We start from the raw sequence: 23,547 nt of genomic DNA, 5'->3' as shown, positions 1-23,547 counted from the left end.
TGTCAATTATAGCATAGGTTATTTTCCTTCCTTGAAATTTAAGCGTTTGCCAGTTCCAGGGAAGATTAACCTCTTTGTTACAGGAGCTTAAAGATAATTAATTGAAAAATTAACCCTTAACGAGTATCCGTTTTTGGGTAAAATAAAAAAAGCATGTTTAGAAAAAAAATATTATTAAGTACAGCCATTGTTATGGCTTTTCTGGGAGGCAGAGAATCTGCAGAAGCTCAGACCAGTGCAGGTAAACCGAAAAAGTTTAAGGAAAACCTGGAAGCAAAATTTGCAAATGTTTCGCCGAAACTTACCTCCAATGATGCGAATCCATTATTAGATTTTATGTTTACAGCCGACCCGACAGCTGTAGAATACAATGGAAGAATGTATGTGTATGGCACGAATGATCATCAACAGTATGAGCATGTAGGAAAGGATGGGAAAAATTCATACGAGCATATCCGTACACTGGTCATGATGTCTACCGATGATATGGTCAACTGGACGTATCATGGTCTTATAAATACTGCCGAGGTGGCACCATGGAGTACGAATTCCTGGGCGCCTTCCATTACATCCAGGCTGGAAGCAGACGGTAAGACGCACTTCTATCTGTATTACTCCAATGGCGGTGGTGGTTCAGCCGTGCTTACTTCCACCTCTCCTGTTGGTCCGTGGAGTGATCCATTAGGAAAGAACATAGTCGACCGTTCTGTTCCCGGTGTCGATGTAGATGCTCCGTTCGATCCCGGAGTTTTGATTGACGACAAAGGTGCAGGCTGGCTGACTTTTGGAGGCGGAACGCCTAAAACGAAATATATGCCGGATAATGCCAGAATCGTCAAATTAGGAGCAGATATGATCAGTTTGGCAAGCGATGTTGCCAAGATACCCGCTCCATATTTTTTTGAGGCCAGCGACCTTAACTTTATCAATGGAACCTGGGTTTATACCTATAATACGAGTTGGGAACAACGCACTGAATGGCCTTATACAAATATTGATAAACCAACCCAATGCAGTATGTCCTATATGACCAGTAAAACACCCTTAAATCCGGATAGCTGGAAGTACCGCGATAATTACTTTAAGAATACCGGCGACGTTAATGTGGGTCCTTTGACAAACAATCACACGCACCTGTTCAAGTTTAAAGAGAAATATTATATTACTTACCATGCCATGTATTTACAGGATTATTTTGGCACTAAGGGCGGTTTTCGTAATGTAGGCATCGAAGAAATGCAGGTGGATGAAAAGAATGTGAATATCCCCATGGGCAAAGCAACTTTTAAAGGTCCGTCACAACTTAGCCTCTTGAATCCATTTGTACTCCAGCAAGCAGAAACCATTGCAGGCACTTCAGGGCAAGTCCAGTTCGAAGCTGTTGGGAATGTGGGCAATATGGTTGCCAAAGGAAAAACAGACAAGCAATGTCTTATGGTTCGGGGAGCCGATTTCAGCAAACAGCTTCCTGTCAAATTCGAGGCCAGGGTAAAAGGAAAAGGTAAAATTGATGTGTATGTAAATAATCTGAAAGGTACTCCTATTGTTTCCCTTATAGGTGATGGAAAGGAATGGGCTACACTTTCAAAGAAAATAGGACAGAAAATAGACAAAGGAGTAGGGAATATTTATTTTGTATTTAATGGAGAGGATTTTTTGTTTGATGAATGGAAATTCATTTATTAATCCGTTACAGGTCTTGTAACTAACAGCACAGATGTATCCCCATACTTCTTTTTGGTCATAATAAAAAGGATGAAAGGCAATAAAGCTTTTTTGAGTTCAGATGATTCAGAATTTGAAACAAAAAGGTAGAATAATATTTAAAGTGTTTCTATACTATCTAACCAATTAAACCATTAAAATTATGAATTTCAAACATTTTCACAAAGTATTAGTATTACTTATTGTTAATATGATTTTTCTTTCTTCATATTCACAAACCGTGAGCTATCCGTCTTATAATACCAATGCCTTGCCTTCAAATGCTACGGGTATGTCCAGTAATGCCGTGCAACTGGCGGCAAAAATGCATTTGGGAATAAATTTTGGCAATACGATGGTATCCCCAGTCGAAGGGGAGTGGAATAGTAAAATTACCGAATCGTATGTGCAATTTGTAAAACAAAAAGGTTTCAATACTGTACGGCTTTCTTGTAACTGGGTTTGGACTCATTTAAGCGATCCGGCAAAAATGACAATTGACCCTGCGTGGCTTAGTCGTGTGAAGGAAGTAGTTGGATGGTGCGTGGCTAATGATATGTATGTGGTACTAAATGCTCATGCGGATCTTGGCTGGCTGGAAGATAATGTTAATGCAGAAATGGCAGTGTCGGTTAATGCGAAGCAAAAGGCGATTTGGGAACAGATTGCTACAACCATGCGTGATTTTGACGAGCACCTTCTTTTTGCAGGCACGAATGAACCTAAGGCTGATACTCCTGAGCAGATGGCAATTCTTAATGGTTATCACGAAACTTTCATCAAGGCGGTTCGTTCTACGGGGGGAAGAAACAGTTATAGAGTGCTGGTTGTGCAGGGACCTCACACTGACCCTAACAAAACTGCTACTTTGATGACTACGCTTCCAGCAGACAACATTCCTAACAAGTTGATGCTTGAGGTGCATGATTACACACCTGCTACATTTACGATATTAACGGAGGGAGATGCAAGCTGGGGCAAGATGGTTTACTATTGGGGAGCCGGGAATCATTCTACTATTGAGCCAGAGCGCAACGCCAGTGGTGAAGAAGAGACTGCTATCGATGCTGAATTCAAAAAGATAAAAGAGAATTTTGTTGATAAAGGGATCCCTGTGATACTGGGTGAATATGCAGCATGGAGGAGGAATGCCATTAACAATGCGAATTATCTTCCTAAAGATCTGGATAAGCATAACAAGTCTGTGGATTACTGGACAAAATATGTGACTAAACAAGCTAAAGCAAATGGTATTATACCATACTATTTTGAAACAGGTTTTATGTTTGACAGAGCTAATAATGTAGTAAAGGATCAGCCTCTGTTAGATGCCATTATTGCAGGATATAATCAATCTATTACCTACGTTACTTTAGCCAATCGGGCTACCGGCTTGCGTATGGATGGAATAGGCAGAACCACTAATGGCTCCAACTGTGGACAATGGAGTAGTGGCGGAAGTTTTAACCAGCAATGGTCAATAGAAACGGTTGGAAACTATGTGATGCTGAAAAACCGGGCTACCGGGTTGTATCTTGATGGCATGTACAAAAAAACAAATGGCTCCGCTGCGGGGCAATATAGTTATAGTGGCAGTGATGCCCAATATTGGACACGCGAAACTGCAGGAAGCTATGTTAAGTTTAAGAATAAGGCGACCGGATTATATCTTGATGGAATGGGTATAAAGACCAACGGTGCTGATTTAGCGCAATGGAGCTCGAGCAGCCATTTTAATCAGCAATGGTCAATAAATATAGTAGGTACTCAAACTGCAAAAATGGATTCGGTGTCTATAGATGATATTGCAGAGGAGCCAAACTTTTCGATAAATTTTTCTCCAAATCCATTTGTTAATGATTTTAAGATTGAAGCTACAAAATTGAATGAGCCAATTCGTGTCAGCATTTTTGATATGATGGGAAAAAAAGTAGAAACAGCAGAATCCTCTCCTAAATCAGGGCAATTGTTAATGGGATCTTCATTGAAACCAGGATTATACATAGTGCAGGTTGAAGGAGTAAACTTAAATTTCTCAAAATCATTTAAGATTATTAAAAAATAAATAATTGTTTTATCTCAGCAATGTTGTTGGAACGATTTAATAGGGTCTGTTTGTTGAGATTTGAAAAAAGTATAAATATAAAGGCATATGAAAATTGACCGGTTTATAGTGGTTTGTATCCTGTTTTCACATTTTTTGACAGCTCAGGAAAATTACGTATCCCCGATAAGGGAAGGTAATGAACCTGTTGCTGCCGGAAAGTTTGCGCCAACGTGGCAATCGCTGCAGCAATATAAAACTCCTGAATGGTTCCGCAATGCCAAGTTCGGGATATGGGCGCATTGGGGACCTCAATGTCAACCGGAACAGGGAGACTGGTTTGGGAGATATATGTATAATGAAGGTAGTGGCCAATATAAATGGTTTGTTGAACATTACGGGCATCCATCCAAAGTTGGATTTAAAGAAGTCATTAATGATTGGAAAGCCCAAAATTGGGATGCTGAAAAACTTGTAGCACTGTACAAACGGGCTGGAGCCCAATATTTCTTTGCCATGGCAAATCATCATGACAATCTGGATTTATGGGACAGCAAATATCAGGAATGGAACTCTGTACGTGTGGGACCTAAGAAAGATATTATCAGTGGTTGGTCAAAAGCAGCCAAAAAATATAATCTTCCATTCGGACTTAGTGTACACGCTTCACATACATGGACATGGTTTGAAACATCTCAGCAATCAGATAAAAACGGAACGCTGGCAGGTGTTCCATACGACGGAAAGTTGACCAAAGCCGATGGTAAAGGAACATGGTGGGAAGGGCTTGATCCTGAGGGACTTTATGCCCAAAATCACCCTTTAAGCACAGGAAGTGATGATATATTTGGCCTTTGGAAACAGTGGGATTGGAACAATGGCGCATCGATCCCTTCACAGGCTTACTGTGAAAAATTCTATAATCGTACCATAGACCTTATCAACAAGTACAATCCCGATCTGCTTTATTTTGATGACAGCGTATTGCCGCTTTACCCGGTAAGCGATGCAGGATTAAAAATTGCGGCTGATTTCTATAACCATAATATGGCAACCCACAATAACAAGCTGGAGGCTGTCCTGTTCGGGAAAATGCTGAACGATGAACAAAAAAAATGCATGGTATGGGATGTTGAAAGAGGTGCTCCTGATAAAATTGAAAACCCCCCATGGCAAACCTGTACCTGTATCGGCGACTGGCACTACAGCAAATCAGTTTATGAAAATAATGGATACAAATCCGCAGCTGCAGTAATCCACATGTTGGTTGATATTGTCAGTAAAAATGGAAACCTGCTGCTCAATATTCCTGTTAAGGGAGACGGCACAATCGATGATAAAGAGGTTGCCATTCTTGAAAAAATAGCAGCCTGGATGGACGTGAACAAAGAAAGTATTTTTGATACACGACCATGGAAGCTTTATGGTGAAGGGCCAGCTTCAGATGCTGTAAAACCTGGTGAATACAAAAGTTTCAATGAAGGAAAAGTAAAGTTGTCTGCCAATGATATTCGCTATAATCAAAATGGGAAAACTCTTTACGCCACTCTTTTAGGAGTGCCTTCCAGGAATATCTGCTTAAAATCGCTTGGCAAAAATAAAAATAATGCCAAAATCAAAAGCATCCGGATCCTTGGCAGTAAAGAAAAACTTTCATGGAAACAATATGCCGATTCGCTGGTAATTATAAAACCGAAGATTATCCCAAACGATATTGCAATAGTGCTTAAAATAAAATAAAAATAAAGAAAAATATATAGACTTATTTTAGTTTAAAAGGCGAAAATATTTCAAAAAAATTGTTTTTAATAACTGGGTTCCGGATAGGTTTAAATGATTGACTTTAAACTATTTGTCTTGGTTTTTTAAACAAATTATCACCTATTTCTAATCAATATTTATTAACTAAAAAAACAATTACCATGAAAAAAATTACACTATTATTTTTGGCTTTAACAGGGATGTTAAATGTAGCCAACGCTCAAATGCTTTTTGATTTTGACGCTGTTAATGCAAATCAGGTTTTTAAAGAGGGATGGAATGGTACCTGGCCAAATACAGCATTTGCAAAAGTAGCTAATCCAAATATTTCGGGGATTAATACATCTGCCAATGTAGGCAAATTCATAGCTAACGGTGGTACGAATGCACAACTTAGTTCTGAGGATGTAGGAAGTGCAGTTCTTCCTAACTTTGATTTTACTGCTACTCCATATTTTACTTTGAAAGTATGGGTAAATAAGCCGGTAAGCGTAAGTATTGAATTTAAAAATAACGGCTATTATCCAGAATTTACAACGAAAACCCAAAGCGTGACTACTATTAACCAATGGGTAACAGTCGAATTTAATTGTAGTGACATTCAATACGGGGCTCCTGGTAATTTTTGGGGATATTATAATATAGTTGGAGTATCTTTTGACAAGGATTTAACTGGCGGAACTGTGGCAAATGATGTTTATTATTTTGATGATATGAAACTATCTGCTACCACTACATTATCCACAAAAGATTTTACGGCTAATTCTGTTCAGGTTTATCCAAATCCATTTGCCAACGAATTTAAAGTTGACGCAGCAAATTCAGAAGGGCCGCTTCAAGTTAGCGTTTTTGATGTTTTGGGAAGAAAAGTAGAAACTGCAAAGTCGTCTTCAAATCAGTTGTCAATGGGATCTTCATTGAATTCAGGAGTGTATGTAGTGAAAGTTGAAGGTGCAAATGCAAAGGATTCAAAATCATTCAAGATTATTAAAAAATAACAATTGAATTATTGATTAGAAGTAAAAAAAGTTGCGTGTAATTTACACGCAACTTTTTAAAATAATGGCATTCCAAAAAAAATACCCAAACAAGACTGTTTACGAGTTGTGGAGCAGCCTTATATTATAATCCATTAAAAAATGAAATATTCTTCTGATTCAAGAAGAAAAGAGTACCGGATGATTGCATTAGAGAGCTCCTTCGAGCATAATGATAAAATGTGGCGTTAACCAGCCGTTAGTGGTTATTACCAACAAGTGTTGGTTTTTTAAATGAGAAAATTATCCATCAAATTCGATTGATGGTCTAGTATATAAAATGGAAGTTGTTATAGTTTTAAGCAAAATAGTTTATAAAATAATATGAAGGAAAATATGCAGACATTATTCAAACGTTACTGTAAAACCATGGAGTTGCTTAACGATCCAACACTAATCGATGCCTATAAAAAAGCGCATGCCAAAGGGGCTGCGTGGCCTGAAATAACCCAGGGCATGAAAGAGGTCGGGATTATCGATATGGAAATCTCTCTTTTTGGAACAAAACTTTTCATGATTATGGATACCACAGCAGATTTTGATCACGACAAGGCAATGACAGAATTAGCACTAAAGCCTCGCCAAAGTGAATGGGAAGCACATATGTCGCAATTTCAGGACAGCTCTGCCGAGGCAACCGCCGACCAAAAATGGCAATTGATGGATCGGATTTATAAAATGGACAAATAAACGAGTGATTGTATATATGATGAACCAGTAAATAGAATAGTTAGTAAAAATATTGACAGATTTTATTTTAGCATTGGGCAGATTGGTAATGAACAAGACAGGAGTTAGAGAACCCCTTGTACGTATTCCCGTTCATTTATCCAACGGATTGTATTTTGTAAAAATAAGTAATAATTCGCAACACCAACTTAAAAAATTTATAGTAGTAAATAAATAAATTAGATATGAATTTGAAATTTTTATTCTTGAAAAAATGTTTTTTTACAGTAAGCTTTTGTTGTCTTTCCGGCACTGTAACGTTTGCTCAGGCTGTTCAGATTACGGTAAAAGCAACTGAAAATAAAAAAAAGGTATCACCAAACATCTATGGGAAAAATGATTTCTTTGTTGATCACCCTGTCCAATTTTATAAAGATGCAGGCTTGCGCTTTACCCGTCTGAATGGTGGTAATAATGCGTCAGCCTATAACTGGCAGACAAAACTTACTGTTCATCCTGACTGGTATAATAATGTTTATGCTGCTGATTGGGATGTATCAGCACAAAAAATTAATACAAGTTTTCCTGATATGCAGGGGATGTATGCCTTTCAGTTACTGGGCAGAGCTGCATCCAACACCAATAATAATTTTAATGACTGGGGGTACAACCAGGCGCAATACTGGTCAGGGGTTAGTCAGAATTTGGCTGGTGGAGGAACTCCAGATCCAAACGGCGGGGGTAAGGCTCTCGTTGATGGAAACCCTAATTTGTTTAGTCAGGCATGGCCAGCCGACTCTTCGGTTGGCATTCTTAATCATTGGTTTGGGGCCAATGGCTTAGGGCTGAACAAAGACCAGTTTGTGTACTGGAATATGGACAACGAGGTAGATATATGGAATGGCACGCATGATTGGGCTATGCCAACGCTGTTATCTGCTTCTGACTTTATGGATCGCTACATCGAATTAGCAAAGAAAGCAAAAGCTATATATCCAGGTATCAAGCTTTGCGGGCCTGTTACAACCTCCGAGTGGCAATGGTATAAATGGTCAAATGAAAGTATATATATCGATGGCCGTTATTATCCGTGGATTGAGTATTTTATAAAACGTCTTGGCGATGAGTACAAAGCAACCGGTATTAAACTAGTAGATGTATTAGACATTCACAACTACCCTTGGTATAATGGTGATGATGCTGCGGCACTGCAAGGACATAGAATTTATTATGATCAAACTTATGATTATCCGGGTTCAAACGGTATTAAAACAATTACCGGTGGTTGGGAGAACACACCTCAAAAACAATATATTTTCAAGCGCATCGACGACTGGTTGACCGAGCATTTTGGTGCCAATCACGGCATAACTCCCGGTGTAAGCGAATGGGGAACCCAGTCAGGCAGCAACCCAAGCCTGGAATCGGTTATATATGCTTCACATTTGGGCACGTTTGCCAACAATGGTGTTGAATTGTTTAGCCCATGGAACTGGTCTGTAGGTATGTGGGAAACTTTACACCTTTTCAGCCGTTATGCCAAAGATTATAGTGTTTCCAGTACTTCTTCACTTGAAAATACAGTTTCGGCTTACACCACTGTCAGCCAAACTGCAGATGAAATGACTGTAATGATTGTGAACAAGGATATGAATGCATCACGTACTGTAACGGTAAACCTTAATGGTTTTTCTGCAGAAAACGGAAATTCAGAAACACTACAGCTTTCCTCATTACCAGCAACGGAAACATTTGTATCTCACACTGATAATGCCTTAAAAAAGAGTTCTGTAAGTGTTAATTCAAATACATTTACTATTACTGTACCTGCTTTGTCAACAACTGCAGTTTTGCTTAAGGCAACAGCCCCATTGTCGGTTGGTGATATAAGCACACTGCCGACTAGTGAAACAGTAATGATTTATCCTAACCCGGTAAACGATAAACTTCAGGTAAAATTTGATTTGGCAATTGCAGAACCAACCGAAATGGCAATATATAATCTTGCAGGTCAAAGGCTAAAAGTCCTGACTGTAAATAGTGACCGACAAGTCGTACAAACCTTGGACGTGAGTGCATTCTCTGCCGGTTCGTATTTCTTATCAGTAAAAAACAGCAGGTATAAAAAAAGTATACCTTTTATAATTGCCCGATAAAAACAGCTTTAAAAATATTATTTCAAAAGGCAATTCCACAAACGATAGCTTAAAGAGTCAGATAAAGCCATACAAACAGGAACTGTCAATAATCTGGTGGCGGTTAATAAACTGCCACCTTCATTACAGTTAGCTGTAAATGAAAAAAATTAATAAACTAATGAAAAAAGACATAAATAAAAAGCTTATTGCGGGTTTATTCCTTTGCGGATTGAGCACTGTTCTAAACGCTCAGACGAACAAAGCGGATAAGGCTAAAATCACGGTTGATGTAAACAATCCGGGGCATGCAATTTCACCTACTTTGTTCGGTATTTTCTTTGAAGATATTAACCTTTCTGCCGATGGAGGATTGTATCCCGAAATGGTAACAAACCGTTCGTTTGAAGATGCTGATATCCCTCAGGATTGGAAGTTTACAAGTGCCGATGGTAAAAGTACGGCTTCGATCAGCAATGCCGACCTTTTCGCGAAACAAGTGATACCGCCATTAAACTCCTTCAATCGTAAAGCATTGTTAATTGATGCTTCTGGTTCTTTTAAACTGGAAAATTCAGGCTACTGGGGCATGAATATGGTGCAAGGCGAAAGTTATACGCTGAAGTTTGCCGCACGTGCAATTGAAGGTTTTTCTTCTCCTTTAAAAATAAAAATTCTTAATGCAAAAGGTAATGAAATAGCAACTGCTGAAATAAAAGGAATTACCGGAGACTGGGCATATTATACTGTAAATCTGAAAATAAGTACAGGCGATCCTAAAGCAAGCCTGCAAATTTCAGGCGAAGGCAATGGTAAACTATTTCTGGATATGGTTTCGTTGCTCCCAGATAAAACATGGAAAAATCATGGCTTACGCACCGATCTTTCCGAAGCACTTGATGCTCTTCATCCCAAATTTCTGCGCTTCCCGGGAGGTTGCTGGGTGGAAGGTGACGATTTAAAACACATGAACCACTGGAAAAATACAATCGGAAGCATTGATACACGCACAGCACTCTGGAATATATGGGGTTACAATGCCACTAACGGACTTGGGTTTCACGAATATCTTCAACTTTCCGAAGATTTGGGAGCCGAACCACTTTATTGCATAAACATTGGAATGTCACACAAAGAAGTAGTTCCGCTCGACCAAATGGGACAATGGGTGCAAGATGCGCTTGATGCAATCGAATATGCCAATGGACCAGAATCTTCGGTTTGGGGAAGTCTTCGGGCAAAAAACGGACATCCGGAACCATTTAATATGAAATACATTGAAATTGGAAACGAAAATGGCGGAACTCCTTACAACGAACGCTGGCCATTGTTTGTAAAGGCAATTCAGGCAAAATACCCGTACATGAAACTCATTGCCAACGAGTGGGCTGGTGGGCACCCTAAAGAGCCAAAGCCAGAATTAGTTGATGAGCATTATTACAACAATCCCGATTGGTTTATCTGGAATTCAAATAAATATGACAGCTACGACCGCAATGGTTTCAAAGTTTTTGTTGGTGAATATGCGGTAACTTCAGGCACACGAAACGGTAACCTGCGCGGTGCAATAGGCGAAGCTGCCTGGATGACAGGCATGGAACGAAACTCGGATGTAGTTGTCCTGGGAGCTTATGCACCGTTGTTGTGCAATGCAAATCACAAAGCATGGCCGGTAAACCTAATTAATTTCGATAGCCACCAGTGGTTTGGCTTGCCAAGCTATTATGTTCAGGAAATGTTTTCAAACAACCAGGGAACGAATGTATTGCCTTTCTCTGTAGAGAATAATCCGGTCATTGAAATGCCTGTAGGAATGGGTTGCATTGGTTTTGGCACCTGGATGAATTCGGCCGAATTTAAAGATGTTGTGGTTACAGCTCCTAACGGGGAAATTTTGTTTAAACCCGATTTTGCGGACCTTGGTAAGGATTGGAGACAAACCGGAAAAGGTGAATGGAGTGTAAAAGATGGAGTTCTCAAACAATCAGCAATAGAACCAGGAGTGAGCATTTTTATGGGAGATTCTACGTGGAAAGACTACACGATCACTCTGAAAGCTCGCAGGATTTCGGGCGAAAACGGATTCCAGATATTGTTCCATAATAGGAATAATGAGGAACGTAACCGTTTCGAAGTAGGAGGTTGGAACAATTCTGTTACGCATCTGGAAATGGGCATGGCTGTTACAGAAATGAAAGGAGAAGCCAAAACGGAACAATGGTATGATGTGAAAATTGAAATCAAAGGAGGCAACGTAAGAGCCTATCTTGACGGAAAGTTAATACAGGAAATTTTAGAAAAAAACCTTACTGTTAAGGGATTGATTATGAGTGCTGTGAAAGACGATAAATCAGGCGATGTGATTCTTAAAGTTGTAAATGCTTCAGCCAAATCAATAAAAACGGAAATTGATTTGAAAGATACAAAAGTTTTTACTGGGAAAGGAAAAGCCATTGTGCTTACATCAGCCAGTCCGCTCGATGAGAATACATTGGAAAATCCAAAGAAAGTGTATCCGATAACAGAAAATGTGAAATTAAATGGAGCTGGTTTCAAGCGAACTTTTCCGGGAAATTCACTAACAGTAATTAGGGTGAATACAAAGTGATAATTTTTTTCTAATATTCAATTTTTAATGTGAAAAATAAAATAAAATATATTGGGTTGTTTTTGTTTGTTTGTCAGACTGTTTTTGGATAATTATTCCTTGACAAGGCGAAGCAGCTGTTTTATGGGCCGGTTTTATTAGCATTTCAAGTTAATGAAGAAACAATATTAAAAGGAAGTGAGACAAATATTTTGAAAAGTATCTCTAAACGAGAGAATTCTATGTCATTTACATTGAAAAATAATGGAAAAGAATATACACTTCTGCCTTTTTAAAAGTAACTAATGAGTCATATGGAGTGTATGCCACTATACTAAATGAATATTAGGGATTAGTTTGATTAATCTCGGTTTGATGTGGTGTTAATAATGAACTTAATAATATGAAGAGGCTAAATATTTTCATTTTTACTGTTGTAAGCTTATTCGTTTTGAATACGGGAGCTTTTGCGCAAGATCGTAATTTTTACATCTTTATCTGTTTTGGACAATCAAACATGCAAGGTGCGGCTCCAATAGAGAGCCAGGACATGAAAACAAATAATCGGTTCAAAGTGTTTCAGGCACTGGATTGTCCAAGCCTGAATAGAAAAAAGGCTGAATGGAGTCCTGCCATTCCACCAACATGTCAATGCAATTCGGGGTTATCGCCAGCAGATTATTTTGGAAGAACTTTGGTTGCCAATCTCCCGGATAACATTACAGTTGGTATTATTAACGTTTCTGTTGCCGGTTGTGACATCAGGCTGTTCGACAAAGATATTTACAAGGATTTCGATTCGACCTACAAGGACAAATGGTTTACCTCGCTGGTAGCATCTTATGATGGAAATCCTTATCAATATCTTGTTGGGTTGACCAAATTGGCTCAAAAAGATGGAGTTGTTAAAGGAATCCTTTTACACCAGGGTGAAACGAATGCAGGACAAGAACAATGGCCATCATATGTCAAGAAAATTTATGGCGATATGTTGACCGACCTTTCGTTAAATGCAGATTCGGCTCCACTTTTAGCAGGTGAGTTATTATCTGCTGATGGCAATTGTTGTTCAAAAATGAATCCGATTATACGGAAGTTACCCGATACTATTCCATCAGCACATGTTATTTCTTCGGAAGGCTGCACCGGATTTGACAATGCTCATTTTGATTCCAATGGTTACAGGGAATTAGGAAGGCGATATGGTCTTGAAATGCTTACTCTGTTGGGATACGAAGCCAAATATCCAAAGAGTGAATAAGAATATTTGGAAACAATAGATTATTGTGACAGATAAAAATACTTCAAAGAGTTGGATTTGTTGCGTTCCTAAACCGAATAATTAAAAACTAAAATAGAAAAACTATAATATTACCTAATTAAAATAAAAATGAAATATAAGCTTACCCTGGTTTTGGCACTTGTTTTTAGTGTTATAAATGCACAAAAGGCGCAAGAGTATCATCAATGGGCATCCACACCACCTCTTGGGTGGAACAGTTGGGATTGTTTTGGAACAACGGTTACTGAACAGCAAATAAAAGAACAGGCAGATGCGATGGCAAAATACCTTTTACCAAGCGGATACAACTATCTCACAGTAGATATTCAATGGTATGAGCCTGAGTCAAAAGGACATGCTTACGATCCCAAGGCGATGCTTACCATGGATGAATATGGCCGCTTAATGCCAGGTTTGAAAAAATTTCCTTCGGCCGCCGATGGAAAAGGTTTCAAACACCTTGCAGACTATGTGCACTCCAAAGGACTGAAATTCGGCATTCATATTATGCGCGGAATTCCCCGTCAGGCTGTCGAAAAAAATACACAGGTACTCGGCACAAACGTAAAAGCTCAGGATATTGCCATTAAAAGTTCTACCTGTGGATGGAATCCTGATATGTACGGTGTTAATGCTAATAGCTCTGAAGGTCAGGCTTACTATAATTCCATTGTGCAGATGTATGCCGACTGGGGAGTGGATTTTATCAAGTGTGACGATATTTCACGTCCTTATGATGATGTGCAAATGGCCGAAATTGAGGCTCTTCGCAAAGCAATAGACAAAACCGGGCGGCCTATTCTGTTAAGTTTATCGCCAGGAGCAACACCGGTTAAAATGGGCGAACATGTTATGAATCATGCCAATATGTGGCGTATCACCGATGATTTTTGGGATCGCTGGGGATTGTTGCAAGGCATGTTTGAGCGAATGGATGTGTGGACACCTTTTCGTGAATCCGGACATTTCCCTGATGCCGATATGTTACCCATTGGAATTGTTGAATTCAAACGTCCAACCAATTTCACTAAAAACGAACAATATACACTTATGAGCCTTTGGGCTATTGGCCGTTCGCCACTTATTTTTGGTGGAGATATGACCAAAATTGACAATTTTACCAAGGAAATGCTCACCAATCCCGAAATGCTCAAAGTAAATCAACACAGCATAAATAACCGTCAGGTGTCTCGCGAAAAGAATCTGATTGTGTGGACAGCCGATGTGCCTAATAGCAAAGACAAGTATGTAGCCCTTTTCAATGCGCAAACCAAGGGAGAAAATCTTGATTTAAACAATGCTGATTATGTAAGTCCAATAATTGCCGGCAAAGGAAGTTCGCAAAAGATAGAAGTATCGGTAAAAGAGGGTAAAAGACTTGTTCTCTTTGTGAAAGATGGCGGAAACACTAATGATTGGGATCATATCGTTTGGGTCGATCCGGTACTTCACGGTTCCAAAGGCGATTTAAAACTGACCAGCCTCAAATGGCTGGGCGCAACTTCGGGCTGGGGAGAAGCGAATGTCAATCGTACCTGCGACAATAACCCAATTATTATAAATGATGAAACACGGGAGGGAATTGGTGCTCATGCAGAGTCAGTGATCGTTTATCAATTGCCTGAAGGATATGATTCTTTTACAGCAACCGGCTACGTAACAACAGAAATAGGCTCAGTGAATTTTGGAGTTTTGGTTGATAAAGGAACATTAAATTTCCACGACCAGGCCAGTGTAAAAGTAAACTTTGAAGCTATTAATATAAAAGGCAAAGTAAAAGTGCGCGATTTGTGGAATCACAAAGATTTGGGAACCTTTAAAGGGAGTTTTGGACGTGACTTACCACAACATGGGGCAGGATTGTATAGGATAACTCCTTTGCGATAAGATAATATTCCTTGCAAGGCGTTAAGCGCTGTAAAGTCTTTATTATAATTACATACCATGAATGAATTAGAAATATAAAAACAACAAAATGAAGCGCTTAAATTCATACAAAAGACAATATTTTGCAAAACAAATAGTATTCATATTTATACTATTTATAAGCTTTTTTTCAGGTTATGCACAAAATGGGATAGAAAGAAAACAGTTATTTGATTATGACTGGAAATTCTTTTTAGGCGATGCTCCGGAAGCAAAGACAAATGATTTCAATGATGCGGGCTGGCGTAAACTCGACTTGCCCCACGATTGGAGTATCGAAGGAAAAATCCATCCTAAAAATACTACTGGCGGAGGTGGCGGATATTTTCCGTCAGGAATTGGCTGGTACAGAAAAACCTTTCTGGCACCCGATGAATGGAAAACAAAAAAAACAGCTATTTATTTTGAAGGTATTTATATGAACTCTGAAGTTTTTATCAACGGAAAATCGCTGGGTGTTTATCCATATGGCTACTCCTCATTCAGTTACGACCTTACTCCTTATCTGAATTTTGGAAAAGAGAATGTTATCGCTGTGCGGGTCGACAATTCACAACAAATGAACAGTCGCTGGTACAGTGGCTCGGGAATCTATCGTCATGTCTGGATGATCGCTTCCTGTCCTGTACATGTGGCACATTGGGGTGTTGCTATTTCAACTCCCGATGTATCTTCAAAAAAAGCAACAGTACAGGTAAAAACAAAGGTTAAAAATGAAACAGCATCCGCCCAGAGCATTATTGTAAAGACTTTTCTTTGGAATAAGAATTCTAAAAGCGCAGGAAATGGTCAGGTGAAAGTTGAACTTCCTGCCAATAGCGAGAGAGAAATAAGCCAAACCATACAAGTGTCAAATCCTATGCTTTGGACACCGGAAACACCGCATTTGTATCAGGCTCAGGTTCAGGTAGTAAAAGATAAAAAAGTGCTGGACGATACAAAAAACAATTTTGGAATTCGTTCCCTAAAATTTACTGCCGAAAATGGATTTCAGCTTAATGGAAAAACAGTGAAAATAAACGGCGGTTGTGTGCATCACGATAATGGCTGCTTAGGAGCTGCTGCTTTCGATCGTGCCGAAGAACGCAAAGTTGAATTGCTTAAAGCCGGTGGATTCAATGCCGTTCGAACTTCCCATAATCCGCCTTCTGAAGCATTTTTGGATGCCTGCGATAAATTGGGTTTACTGGTAATGGACGAATCTTTCGATTGCTGGAAAATTGGAAAAAACAGTAACGATTATGCAAAGTATTTCAACCAATGGTGGAAAAAAGATTTGCAGACAATGATTTTGAGGGATCGTAATCATCCATCTATTGTTATGTGGAGCATCGGTAACGAAATTGCAGAGCGAGGAAAACCCGAGGCTGTTGAAACAGCTAAAATGCTTTTGCAGGAAATAAAAAAAATAGACACTACAAGACCTGTAACTTCTGCAGTTGTGAATTTCGACAAATGGGAAAACCTGGATCCTTTGATAAATGTACACGATGTTGCCGGTTATAATTACAACCTGCATACTGCTGCGGAGGATCATAAAAGAGTGCCTTCGCGTATCATCGTTCAAACCGAATCTTATCCTAAAGATGCTTTTAATAACTGGAAACTGGTGCAGGAAAACAATTATGTAATCGGGGATTTCGTTTGGACAGCCATGGATTATTTGGGTGAGTCAGGTATCGGCCGTTATTATTATTCGGGAGAAGTTCCAGGCCAGCACTGGGAAAATGATTTCTTCCCTTATCACGGTGCTTACTGCGGTGATATAGATTTGATTGGCTGGAGAAAACCTATTTCGCATTACAGAAGCATGCTGTATAATACTAATGAGAAACTTTACATGGCAGTTCGTGAACCAGCCCCGGAACCGTTAGAAATCAAAGAAACATGGTGGTCAGTTTATCCAACATGGGAAAGCTGGACATGGCCCGGTTTTGAAAATAAAACGGTTCAGGTTGAAGTATATTCAAAATATCCGAAAGTAAGGTTATACCTTAACGACAAACTCATTGGTGAAAAAAAAATCAGTAAAGAGGAACAATTTAAGGCTACTTTTCCGATTCCATATGCTGCAGGTTTGCTTAAAGCTGTCGGAGTAGAGAATGATAGGGAAATGGAATCAGCCATTCTGCAGACTGCCGGCGATGCCTCAAAAATAAAATTGACAGCCGACCGAAAAGAAATATTGGCCAACGGACAGGATTTATCATTCATAACTATTGAAATAACAGATAAGGAAGGGATATTCCAACCGAATGCCGCCAACCGCCTTGATTTTAAAATTGATGGACCGGGTGTCATAGCAGGTGTAGATAATGCTGATCTGAAAGACTTCGAACAATATGTAGGAGATACACGCAAAGCATGGAAAGGACGGGCGCTGGTAGTAATAAAAAGCAATCATCAGACGGGCGAAATTAAATTATCGGTAACATCCAATGAATTGGAGGGAAAAAGTATAATTATTAAATCAACGAAAAATAATTAGTATATGAGAGTATTAATGAGGCAGACCATTTCTTTCCTGTTTTTTATTTTAAGTTTAAGTATAAATGCACAGGAAATAATTTCACCCAACGGAAAAGTAAAAGTTGTTTTGAATTTGTCTGAAAAAAATGCTGCACACCATCTTTTTTTTAAAGTATTGTATAAAATTGAAAACAAGTTTACAGAAGTATTACCCGATTCAAAACTAGGTATTAATCGTATCGATGAACAGTTTGCAGATAACTTGCATTTGATTGCCATATCAAAACCTGTCTCCATACACGATAAGTATAAAATGGTTTGTGGCAAACGCAAGCTGTGCGAGAATTTAGGTACTGAAAAAACATTCCGTTTTCAGAACTCCAATCATCAGCCATTGGATATTATTTTCAGGGTTTATAATGATGGTATTGCATTTCGCTATATTTTTCCCAATCAGTCAGATTCAAAGGTTAATATTATTGGCGAAGCTACCACTTATGTATTACCCGAAAATACAGACCGTTGGATGCAGCCTTATGATGTTTCGTATGAAAAATTTTTCCCATTAAGTAAAACGGGTTCGACTGGTAACAAAGAACACGAATGGGGTTTTCCGGCTTTGTACAAAGTGAATGGCAAACCAGTTTTTGCGCTAATTTCTGAGGCAGGTATAACAGAGAATAATTGTGCCGCAAAATTATCTAACCTGACAAATGCTAATGAATATAAGGTTACATATCCTTCTCCCCGTGATAATTTTAAACAGACAGGAGTCGAAACTACATTACCATGGAATTCCCAGTGGCATACCCTTATCATTGGTAAATTGTCAGATATTGTCGAATCAACCCTGATTACGGATGTAAGCGAACCGAACCAATTAAAAGATACAGACTGGATTAAACCAGGTGCGGTTTCCTGGGTTTATTGGGCCAACAATCACGGTTCAAAAGACTACAAAAAAGTAGTTGAATATGTTGATCTTGCCGTGGAAATGAATTGGCCTTATGTGCTGATCGACTGGGAATGGGATGTAATGGGCAATGGCGGCAATATAAATGATGCAGTGAACTATGCAAAAAGCAAAGGAATAAAACCATTGATGTGGTATAATTCCGGTACAATCTGGCTTGACCCGACGCCGAATGACCGTTTGCTTACAGCAGAAAAACGTGCCAAGGAATTTTCATGGCTCAATAAAATTGGTGTGTATGGAATCAAGGTTGATTTTTTTGCCGGTGACCAGCAGGATATGATGCAATATTACATTGATATTTTAAAAGATGCGGCAAAATATCATCTATTGGTGAATTTTCACGGTGCTACAGTATCCCGCGGCTGGGCTCGCACGTATCCCAACCTGATGACTACCGAGGCGGTGTACGGCGCAGAATGGTATAATAATAATGAGGTATTGACTGATAAGGCAGCAGGTCATAATGCGACGCTTCCGTTTACACGAAATGTAATCGGATCGATGGATTACACTCCGGTTACCTTTTCAAATTCAAAACATCCGCATATCACATCTTATGCTCACGAATTGGCTTTGTCTGTTGTATTTGAATCAGGGTTACAGCACTTTGCCGACAGGCCACAAGCGTATGAATCTTTACCAACAGAACCAAAAAACTTTTTGAAACAGGTACCGGTTGCCTGGGACGATACAAAACTAATCGACGGTTATCCGGGAGAAAAAGTAATCATTGCCCGTAAGAAAGGAAATCAATGGTATATCGCCGGGCTGAACGGAAAAGATGAGTCCCAGACTTTAATAGTAAGGTTTGATTTTCTTGGCAAAGGAAACCATAGTTTTCAGCTTATCAAAGACAGAAAGGATGATAAAACTTTTTCTTCAGAAATAATAAAAGTCAAAAAAGGAGATACATTAAAAATTGAATGCCTTTCAAGAGGAGGGTTTGTTGGGATAATAAAATAAAGTAACGATGTAGTTTGATAAATAATAGAAGAGAATACAATATCATGAGAAAAAGAAAAATTAACGTTTTCGTAATACTATTTACGCTGTTGTCTGCTAGCGGATGGGCACAGGAGCCTGTTTACCTGGATGAAAGCAAACCAATAGAAGCTCGTATAAAAGACGCATTGTCAAGGATGACATTAGAAGAAAAAGTAGCGCTCTGTCATGCTCAGTCGAAATTCAGTTCAAAAGGAGTTCCCCGATTGGGTATTCCGGATGTATGGTCTGCCGATGGGTCGCATGGTGTGAGCGATGAGAAATTATGGGATGAATGGAGCGGGGCTCAGTGGACGAATGACTCCTGCACCGCTTTTCCGGCATTGACATGTCTTGCGGCAACATTCAATCCCGAGATATCGCTGCTTTACGGCAAATCTATTGGAGAAGAAGCCCGATATCGAAACAAAACCATGTTGTTGGGACCGGGAGTCAATATTTATCGTACCCCGCTCAATGGCCGGAATTTTGAATATATGGGTGAAGATCCTTTTTTGGCTTCACGCATGGTGGTTCCATACATTCAGGGGGTACAGTCTAATGGAGTTGCTGCCTGCGTAAAGCATTTTGCGCTCAACAACCAGGAAATTTCCCGTGGCGAAATTAATGTAAATGTAAGTGGCCGCGCATTGCACGAGATTTATCTTCCGGCCTTTAAAGCTGCCGTTCAGGAAGGGGAAGTGTGGTCAATCATGGGGGCATATAACAAAATATGGGGCGTGCATTGCTGTCATAACGACATTTTGTTGAATAAAATCCTGAAAAATGACTGGAAGTTTGATGGCGTAGTGATCAGTGACTGGGGCGGTGTACATAATACCGATGAAGCTGTCAATGGCGGACTTGACATTGAGATGGGCACCTATACCAATGGATTGACCACACAAGGTCATTTTCCTTTTTCCAGTTATTATTTAGCCGATCCGTTTTTGAAAGGAATTAAATCGGGGAAATACGAAATGTCGAAGCTTGATGATAAAGCAAGCCGAATTTTGAAAATGATTTTTCGCACGACGATGAGTGCCAATCGTCCTTTCGGTCGTTTTGTGTCGCCAGAGCATAGCGTAGCAGCACGACAAATAGCACAAGAGGGAGTTGTTCTTCTTAAAAACGACAAACAATTTTTGCCTATTCCTGCAGATAAATACACAAAGATTGCTGTGATAGGCGAAAATGCCGTACGTAGCCTGATTGTTGGAGGAGGTTCTACATCGCTGAAAGCCGCTTATGAAATTACACCATTACAGGGATTAAAGAATAAATACGGTGAAAATCATATTGTTTACAGCATGGGATATGCTTCAGGTCCGTCGCTATATGGGGCAGAAGAACCCTCTAAATTAAATACAGACTCCTTGCAAAACGCAGCCGTTGAGGTAGCCCGTCATGCTGATGTGGTACTTTTTGTTGGCGGTTTGAATAAAAATTATTTTCAGGATTGCGAAAGTGGGGACCGTAAATCCCTTAGTTTGCCATTCGGACAAGATAAACTCATTGAAGCGATACAGAAAGTCAATAAAAACGTTGCCGTAATTTTACTAAGCGGAAATGCGGTTTTGATGCCCTGGTTAGATAAAACACCAGCTGTTGTGCAGGGATGGTATCTTGGTTCTGAGGCCGGAAATGCTTTGGCGGATATTATTTCCGGTGAAGTAAACCCTTCAGGAAAACTCCCTGTTTCTTTTCCTAAAAAACTGGAAGACGTTGGGGCACATGCCTTTGACAAACTCAGTTATCCGGGTGATGGTGTCAACGTATATTACAAAGAGGATATTTTAGTAGGCTACCGCTGGTATGATACCAAAAACATCCCTGTTCTTTTCCCCTTCGGATATGGATTGAGCTATACAACATTTCAATACGGGAAGCCTGCTATTTCTTCTAAATCAATTACAGCAGCCGATTCATTAGTTGTGACAATTTCAGTAAAGAACACGGGCAAAGTTGTAGGAAAGGAAACAGTTCAATTATATGTTAATGATGAGAAATCAAGTTTGTCTCGTCCGGTTAAAGAATTAAAAGGGTTTAAGAAAATTTCTTTAGAGCCTGGAGAGGAAAAAACGGTGAGCTTCACTTTGACAAAAGAGGACCTTTCTTATTACGATGACAAAAAAAATACCTGGATTGCAGAACCCGGCAAATTCAAAATCATGATTGGAGCTTCGGCCACTGATATCAGGGGAACAGTAGACTTTATTTTGAAATAAATAGGTCATTGTAATTGATTTTAAATAAATTTTAAATATGAAAAAAATAATTGTTTTTATAATTTGCATTTTTGGTTTCTATCACTATTCTAACGCCCAGGGATATAAAAATCCTGTCATTTCCGGTTTTCACCCGGATCCGAGTGTGTGCAGGGTTGGTGATGATTATTATCTGGTAACCAGCAGTTTCGAATATTTTCCTGGGGTTCCGGTCTTTCATAGTAAGGATTTGATAAACTGGGAAAAGATTGGGCATTGCCTGACACGTCCTTCTCAGTTCCCATTAGAGAAATGCCTGCCTTCTGCGGGGATCTATGCACCTACAATCCGTTATCACGATGGTCTTTTTTATATGGTGACCACAAATGTATCTACTGGAAATTTTTATGTGTATACAGCTAATCCTGCCGGTGAATGGTCTGAACCTGTTTATGTAGATCAGGGAGGTATTGATCCTACGTTATATTTTGAAGATGGTAAATGCTACTTTGTGTCAAACGGTAAAGGCATCACCATTTCTGAAATAGATATTAAAACAGGAAAAAGACTTACGGAAAGCAGGATTGTATGGAATGGTACAGGAGGACGTTATCCTGAATCACCACATATTTATAAAAAAGATGGATTTTATTATTTACTGATTTCGGAAGGTGGAACTGAGTATGGACATAAAATGACAATTGCGCGCAGCAAATCTCTTTATGGACCTTATGAGTCTAACCCTTCTAATCCGATTTTTACGCACATAAATGAAATTGCACAAAACAATCCAATTCAGGGTACCGGGCATGGCGATTTTGTTCAGGCACATGATGGTTCCTGGTGGATAGTATTCCTGGGCTTTCGTCCACAAAGCTTACTGCATCACGTATTAGGACGTGAAACATTTTTAGCTCCGGTAAGATGGGATACTAATGCATGGCCTGTGATAAATGGCAACGGTACAGTTGATATTGACATGAATGTACCTACTTTACCGTTAAAACCTGTAAAGCAACATGACCTCTCTACCGATTTTGATGAAGCGAAGTTAGGTATTGACTGGAACTACCTCCGAAACCCATTTATGAATAATTACTCCTTGACGGAAAAAAAAGGCTCATTGAGGCTCAAAGCAAGCCCGGTTTCTTTGGATGCTGCTGATTCCCCAACTTTTGTGGGACGCAGACAGGAACATATTGATTTTTCGGCTACCACTGTGCTGTCGTTGAATGATGCCATGGAAGGTGACGAAGCGGGAATGACAATTTACTACTCACCTCAGGCTCATTATGACATCTTTTTAAAAAAATCGGAAAAAGGCAGGCGTAAACTGGTAGTACGTTATCATATGGGAGTACTGAACCACACCGCATACGAGATGGAAATTCCCGGCGATAAAATTTATTTAAAAGTAAAAGGGGATAAGGACTTTTACTCGTTTTATTATTCTGTGGATGGCAAGCAATTTAATTTCTTAAACAAGATGAACGTATGGTACTTGAGTTCTGAAACCAATGGGGGATTCACCGGAGTTTATATTGGATTATATGCCTCATCCCAAGGTAAAAATACTAAAGCTTCTGCTGATTTTGATAAGTTTATTTACAAACCGGGAAATTTAGAGTGATCCAGGTTTAATAGCATTTCGCCTGGCGAAGTGATTAATAAAAACAACCAAAAGTAATCTGGATGAAAAGTAAATTAAACCAAAAACCACAACTATTAATCAAATTAACATTTATGAATTAAATTTTATCAATTATTAT

General features: G+C 39.2%; 14 protein-coding genes. All 14 read left to right on the top strand.

The genetic code is table 11. The features are described from left to right. Positions 1-153 precede the first annotated feature (153 nt). Positions 154-1,686: a glycoside hydrolase family 43 protein gene (locus tag ACEN92_RS05505; protein WP_495641366.1), complete on the top strand. Its 1,533-nt coding sequence runs from the start codon at positions 154-156 to the stop codon at positions 1,684-1,686. Between the two features lie 229 nt (positions 1,687-1,915). Further along, the gene (locus ACEN92_RS05500) at positions 1,916-3,769 is read left to right on the top strand and encodes a cellulase family glycosylhydrolase (RefSeq protein ID WP_495641365.1); all 1,854 of its coding nucleotides are present in this window, start codon (positions 1,916-1,918) and stop codon (positions 3,767-3,769) included. Between the two features lie 87 nt (positions 3,770-3,856). Then, complete coding sequence (locus ACEN92_RS05495) at positions 3,857-5,488, top strand: alpha-L-fucosidase (protein WP_495641364.1); 1,632 nt, start codon at positions 3,857-3,859, stop codon at positions 5,486-5,488. A gap of 182 nt (positions 5,489-5,670) precedes the next feature. Next, entirely contained in the window at positions 5,671-6,507 is an 837-nt protein-coding gene (locus ACEN92_RS05490) for a T9SS type A sorting domain-containing protein (protein ID WP_495641363.1), read from the top strand. Positions 6,508-6,870: 363 nt separating this feature from the next. Continuing rightward, positions 6,871-7,236 (top strand): L-rhamnose mutarotase, encoded by a 366-nt coding sequence (locus ACEN92_RS05485; RefSeq protein ID WP_495641362.1) that lies wholly within the window; start codon positions 6,871-6,873, stop codon positions 7,234-7,236. A gap of 52 nt (positions 7,237-7,288) precedes the next feature. Next, a complete protein-coding gene (locus ACEN92_RS05480; RefSeq protein WP_495641361.1) occupies positions 7,289-7,453 on the top strand; it encodes a T9SS type A sorting domain-containing protein in 165 nt (54 codons plus the stop codon). A gap of 28 nt (positions 7,454-7,481) precedes the next feature. After that, positions 7,482-9,371 (top strand): glycoside hydrolase family 44 protein, encoded by a 1,890-nt coding sequence (locus ACEN92_RS05475; protein WP_495641360.1) that lies wholly within the window; start codon positions 7,482-7,484, stop codon positions 9,369-9,371. 160 nt (positions 9,372-9,531) lie between these two features. Continuing rightward, entirely contained in the window at positions 9,532-11,958 is a 2,427-nt protein-coding gene (locus ACEN92_RS05470; RefSeq protein ID WP_495641359.1) for an alpha-L-arabinofuranosidase family protein, read from the top strand. Positions 11,959-12,340: 382 nt separating this feature from the next. After that, the gene (locus ACEN92_RS05465; RefSeq protein WP_495641358.1) at positions 12,341-13,198 is read left to right on the top strand and encodes a sialate O-acetylesterase; all 858 of its coding nucleotides are present in this window, start codon (positions 12,341-12,343) and stop codon (positions 13,196-13,198) included. A 129-nt stretch (positions 13,199-13,327) separates the two neighbouring features. Further along, the gene (locus ACEN92_RS05460; RefSeq protein ID WP_495641357.1) at positions 13,328-15,106 is read left to right on the top strand and encodes an NPCBM/NEW2 domain-containing protein; all 1,779 of its coding nucleotides are present in this window, start codon (positions 13,328-13,330) and stop codon (positions 15,104-15,106) included. Between the two features lie 88 nt (positions 15,107-15,194). Then, entirely contained in the window at positions 15,195-17,633 is a 2,439-nt protein-coding gene (locus ACEN92_RS05455) for a glycoside hydrolase family 2 TIM barrel-domain containing protein (RefSeq protein WP_495641356.1), read from the top strand. A gap of 3 nt (positions 17,634-17,636) precedes the next feature. Continuing rightward, positions 17,637-19,553 carry a glycoside hydrolase family 97 protein gene (locus ACEN92_RS05450; RefSeq protein ID WP_495641355.1) on the top strand — a complete coding sequence of 639 codons (1,917 nt, stop codon included), beginning with the start codon at positions 17,637-17,639 and terminating at the stop codon, positions 19,551-19,553. Between the two features lie 44 nt (positions 19,554-19,597). Next, positions 19,598-21,799, top strand: coding sequence for a glycoside hydrolase family 3 C-terminal domain-containing protein (locus ACEN92_RS05445; protein WP_495641354.1), 2,202 nt, complete (start codon positions 19,598-19,600; stop codon positions 21,797-21,799). A gap of 37 nt (positions 21,800-21,836) precedes the next feature. Next, positions 21,837-23,408, top strand: a complete 1,572-nt coding sequence (locus ACEN92_RS05440; RefSeq protein ID WP_495641353.1) for a glycoside hydrolase family 43 protein — start codon at positions 21,837-21,839, stop codon at positions 23,406-23,408. Positions 23,409-23,547: the final 139 nt, after the last annotated feature.

This window comes from Flavobacterium sp. Flavsp81 (genome assembly GCF_059491325.1).
Note: the sequence above shows the minus strand (reverse complement) of the source record. Positions and strands in the feature narration are given on the sequence as shown.

Bases quoted from the DNA above. Each gene is read 5' to 3' on its own strand.
- ACEN92_RS05470 (WP_495641359.1), top strand. From the start codon at position 9,532: ATGAAAAAAGACATAAATAAAAAGCTTATTGCGGGTTTATTCCTTTGC.
- ACEN92_RS05465 (WP_495641358.1), top strand. From the start codon at position 12,341: ATGAAGAGGCTAAATATTTTCATTTTTACTGTTGTAAGCTTATTCGTT.
- ACEN92_RS05455 (WP_495641356.1), top strand. From the start codon at position 15,195: ATGAAGCGCTTAAATTCATACAAAAGACAATATTTTGCAAAACAAATA.
- ACEN92_RS05505 (WP_495641366.1), top strand. From the start codon at position 154: ATGTTTAGAAAAAAAATATTATTAAGTACAGCCATTGTTATGGCTTTT.
- ACEN92_RS05485 (WP_495641362.1), top strand. From the start codon at position 6,871: ATGAAGGAAAATATGCAGACATTATTCAAACGTTACTGTAAAACCATG.
- ACEN92_RS05440 (WP_495641353.1), top strand. From the start codon at position 21,837: ATGAAAAAAATAATTGTTTTTATAATTTGCATTTTTGGTTTCTATCAC.
- ACEN92_RS05490 (WP_495641363.1), top strand. From the start codon at position 5,671: ATGAAAAAAATTACACTATTATTTTTGGCTTTAACAGGGATGTTAAAT.
- ACEN92_RS05460 (WP_495641357.1), top strand. From the start codon at position 13,328: ATGAAATATAAGCTTACCCTGGTTTTGGCACTTGTTTTTAGTGTTATA.
- ACEN92_RS05500 (WP_495641365.1), top strand. From the start codon at position 1,916: ATGATTTTTCTTTCTTCATATTCACAAACCGTGAGCTATCCGTCTTAT.
- ACEN92_RS05450 (WP_495641355.1), top strand. From the start codon at position 17,637: ATGAGAGTATTAATGAGGCAGACCATTTCTTTCCTGTTTTTTATTTTA.
- ACEN92_RS05445 (WP_495641354.1), top strand. From the start codon at position 19,598: ATGAGAAAAAGAAAAATTAACGTTTTCGTAATACTATTTACGCTGTTG.
- ACEN92_RS05495 (WP_495641364.1), top strand. From the start codon at position 3,857: ATGAAAATTGACCGGTTTATAGTGGTTTGTATCCTGTTTTCACATTTT.